Source organism: Candidatus Poribacteria bacterium (assembly GCA_021295755.1).
In the GTDB taxonomy this organism is placed as follows: domain Bacteria; phylum Poribacteria; class WGA-4E; order WGA-4E; family PCPOR2b; genus PCPOR2b.
The window spans coordinates 1-4,104 of sequence record JAGWBT010000232.1 but is presented as its reverse complement, the minus strand read 5'-3'; the positions used below and the strand labels follow the sequence as shown (position 1 = coordinate 4,104).

The 4,104-nt window shown below is 49.4% G+C and carries 3 protein-coding genes and 1 pseudogene; 1 reads left to right on the top strand and 3 read right to left on the bottom strand.

The features are described from left to right. Positions 1-639, top strand: a 639-nt coding sequence (locus J4G02_22600) for a hypothetical protein (protein MCE2397301.1), incomplete at its 5' end; no start/stop codon positions are given. A gap of 155 nt (positions 640-794) precedes the next feature. On the opposite strand, the pseudogene metG reads toward J4G02_22600, so the two are convergent. The 3 genes and pseudogenes from metG to J4G02_22585 form a co-directional block, all read right to left on the bottom strand. Beyond that, positions 795-2,677 (bottom strand): annotated as a pseudogene (metG, locus tag J4G02_22595) (methionine--tRNA ligase). Positions 2,678-3,025: 348 nt separating this feature from the next. Further along, positions 3,026-3,856, bottom strand: a complete 831-nt coding sequence (locus tag J4G02_22590; protein MCE2397300.1) for a type I restriction enzyme HsdR N-terminal domain-containing protein — start codon at positions 3,854-3,856, stop codon at positions 3,026-3,028. 22 nt (positions 3,857-3,878) lie between these two features. Continuing rightward, positions 3,879-4,104: hypothetical protein (locus J4G02_22585; protein MCE2397299.1), on the bottom strand; the 226-nt coding region annotated here is incomplete at its 5' end.

Sequence of the window (4,104 nt, the reverse complement as noted above, 5' to 3'; positions counted from 1 at the left end):
GGGGACTTTCTCGATAAGGATGGCGATGGGGTTAAGGACCCCGGTGAGTGGTACATTGATCGTCCCGAAGTGGCGGGATATTTCAGTAATACAGACAATGCGCTGCTAATCTCTTATGCGCGTCAGGTCCACCCAAGTCTTTCAATCGGTGGCAATCTAAAGTTGCTCAGGCAATCACTCTTTGAAAACAGCGGAAACGGATTCGGACTTGACATCGGGTTGATGTTCAAACCGGTTGATGGACTCCATATTGGAGCAATGCTAGCGGATGCCACCGGCACACAGATCCACTGGAATACCGCTGCCGAGCCGGTATTCACCCGTGATCGCCGTTTACGATTCGGCGTGTCTTACCGCATCTCGTTTCCGGTGATTGGCAAGATTACATTGGGAGCAGACTTAGAGACAGATCGGAAAGACCTTAAAACGGATAGGGGAGCTGAGAGGGTTTTCCGTTTTGGCGGGGAGTATTGGTTGTTTGATGTAGTTGCGCTCCGCATCGGTGCGGAAGGGACTAAACTCGCAACCGGTGCCGGTATACGTCTCCGTTTGAGCGAAACTGCGCTCTACGCAGATTACGCTTTCAACGCGCATGACCTCGGAAATTCGCAGCGGGTTTCGATCTCTGGGGTGTTTTAACCCAAGTTGCTAGATGTTGAGCAGCCATTGGCTTCCCCGTAGGGGTGGGGTCTCCCCGCCCGACGGATTGGGAAACCCAATCCCTACAGGAATTAAACCAATGTAGGGGCAACCCTTGTGGTTGCCCAAAACACTGTCTTTCACGTTTCACGCAGTTATCGGACCTGCGCCCCCGGCGGCATCTGCTTCTCAAGCGTCACAATAGCCAACTCTTTCCCACCTTCAGCTGCAAGCAGCATCCCCTGCGATTCGATCCCTCTGATCTTAGCGGGTTGCAAATTGGCAACCAGAATAATCTGCTTTCCGATGAGGTCTTCGGGGGCGTAATGCGCCGCGATACCGGCGACAACTTGACGCTTCTCACTTCCGAGATCGACCTGTAGCTTCAGGAGACGATCTGCCTTGGGCACTTTCTCGGCAGCGATCACTTCAGCAACACGCAAATCCAGTTCCTGAAACTGATCGAAGGAGATCAGATTATCATCTGCGGACTGTTCGGCTTGGGCAGATTTTTCTTTACGCGCTTGTTTCGGTTTCTTAGTATCCTTTCGAGGGAAAATAGGTTCGGGCTTCCCAAGTGCTAGTCCCGAGGGCAAGCCTCCCCATTCAGCGACTGTATCCAATCCTTGATCGTTGAAGCTCTCATCGAGTCCAAGCTGTTGACGGATGCGGTTGGCGGTGCCCGGCATGAAGGGAGAGATCAGAACAGCGACAACCCGCAGAGCCTCCATGCTGTTATAGAGGATTGTCCCCATACGCCCTTTTGTTTCTTCCGATCTTGCCAACGTCCAAACCTGTGTTTGCTGGATATACCGGTTAATTCGTCGCACAAATTCCCAAATCGTCTCCAACACCATATCGAAAACGAGTTCATCCATCAGGGCATCCACCTTCTCGACCATTTCACGCGCCATCCGCTGAATTTCCTCATCAAATTCGCCCGATGTCGTCGGTTCGGGGATACCACCGAAGTTCTTGGAGACAAGACCGAGCGTCCGGTTGAGCAGGTTTCCGAGATCGTTTGCGAGGTCGGCGTTATAGCGGGCATCGAGGCGGCTGGGTCGGTAATCGCCATCGTTTCCGAAGCTGAACTCCCGCAACAGGTAATAGCGGAACGCGTCCAACCCGTAGGTACCGATGTCTGTGTCCATGTCGATGAAGATGCCGAGCGTTTTGCTCAAGGCTTCGCCATCTTTTGTCAGGAAGCCGTGGGCGACCACTTTTTTGGGCACTGGTAATTTCACCGCCATTAACATAGCGGGCCAAATAAGAGCGTGAAAGCGTGCTATGTCCTTTGCCATCAGATGGACATTGGCGGGCCAGAATTTGTGAAATCTTTCCCCATCTTGGGCATAATCTAGCGCGGTGACATAGTTGCTCAAGGCTTCAATCCACACATAAGAGATGTGTTCCGTGTCGAACGGCAAGGGAATGCCCCAAGATACGGACGATCGTGAGATGCTCACATCCTCCAACCCTGACTCCAGCACATTTAACATCTCGTTGCGGCGGCTTTCGGGTTGAATAAAATCAGGATTTTCGTGGATGTGTTTAATCAGCGGATCTTGATACTTTGAAAGCGCGAAGAAGTAGTTATCTTCCTCGACCCATTCCAAAGGTAGATTGTGGTCTGGACAAATCTTATCCTCGGTCTGTTCCTTTTCCGTGAAAAAGCGTTCGCACGGACGGCAGTAGTATCCTTCGTATTTGCCCTTGTATATGTCCCCTGTTTCATAGAGCGAGTTGAGGAGTTTTCGGACGCCGCCTTTGTGCAATTCGCTCGTTGTACGCAGGAAGATGTCATCGTGAACGTCGGAGCGATCTGATCGCAATAAGCCTGTGGAGAGATGTTGTTCTTATCAGCAATTTTTTGGATATTTTCCCCATGCTCGTCCACGCCAGTAAGAAAAAAAACCTCGTCCCCTTTGAGACGGTGGTATCTTGCGAGCACATCAGCGGCGATTGTTGTATATGCGTGTCCGGCGTGCGGCTCGGCGTTGGTATAGTATATCGGTGTTGTAATGTAGAATGTACTCATGATTGTATTCCTCTTTGACCTACTGCGTATTGTGTCCCAATGATACCTTGTAAATTATCTGAGGGGTGCTCATAATTATTGGTTGAATCGCTTTCGCTCCAGAGGAGCGCAATGTCTATAGAATATCGATCCAGCCAATTCCCGCGCTCCAGCGGAGCGCAATGTGAATAATGCAATTTCGGATAAATCGCTGCTAACACCATTGGGGAAAAATACTCAAAATAGGGATCGCCCCCCATAGCTCGGCGATAAACTGAATACTATTTCCAACGCCCAATATTACTCGTCCCCCCTTTAACTCCCCCGTAAACGGGGTAGAAAACAATAAATTGCTGAAGTGCGTAACTCCTACCTTTTTTTGGGGACTATTTTTACTTCTAGCGGTTCCTTAAGCTTGCCGGCAACCCTTTCAAGGATTCGTTTTTTGGTCTCGGTATTTGTCGGAGCGTTCATATTGAGCTCAGGAAAAACACTTCTTACCCGATCTACTCCTAGCTTTTCAATTACTTCAACAAAAGTATCTATTGCATCGTCACGAGCAATCAGTTCTTCATTAGGCATAGTTACGATAAGGTGGGTTGGTGGTTTTTTACCCTTTCCTCCCTTCCCTCCTCCTTTTGGTGGGGAATCGGGCGGCTTATCATCAACACTTGAACCGAAAATAAGATTGCTAACGGGCGAGGAACCGACTTCAGGAGTGAACCACTGCTGCCATAGAGTGAGACTGTACAGAATTAACTGCTCTGGACCGTCATTTTCAATGTCAAACTCAATCCACGGTTGCATCGTGTCTGGATTTCTGCCTTGATTTAAGTCGTAGAGCATCCATTTTGCGCCATCAGTAAGCATACATCGAGACACACCTGCATAGTCCGCATACTCTTTGGCTTGCCGTCGTTCTTTCGGCGTCATCGGAGCTCCTAGTTTTTTCGCCTCAACAATAGCAACTTGAGATCTGTCCTTTTTCAGCACGTAGTCAGCGCGTTCATTTGCGGATTGTGTAGTCCTGAACTCAATCTCCACAGAATAGAAATCCTCGACATTCCATCCCAACAACTGCAATAACGGATCAACAAGCATGATCCGCGTCCTATACTCAGATTCTCGAAGATAATCACCGTGTTCACTTATTCGCCGTTTCAATTCTTCAAAAAGTTCCATCGCTTTCGTTAAATCCATGGCAGTCCTCTTCCAAAATCATCTACGGCTTCCGCAACAACTTCAAAGCCAAAACCTCCAGAGCCAACGTCGCATTGACATTCCGTTGAAGCATAGCTTTTGTCTCAAAAATCGCCTTGATCGCCGACTGTAATTGTAGTCGCGAGTAATGCGCTGCCAATTGCTTGAGTTGTTCCGCATGATGGACATGCGTGAGCAAATCTGCGGGGGCACCCTGATGCAGCAACACCAAGTCACGATACCATGTC

Excerpts from the sequence above, each read along its gene's own strand:
- J4G02_22590 (MCE2397300.1), bottom strand. The coding sequence starts at position 3,856 with ATGGATTTAACGAAAGCGATGGAACTTTTTGAAGAATTGAAACGGCGA.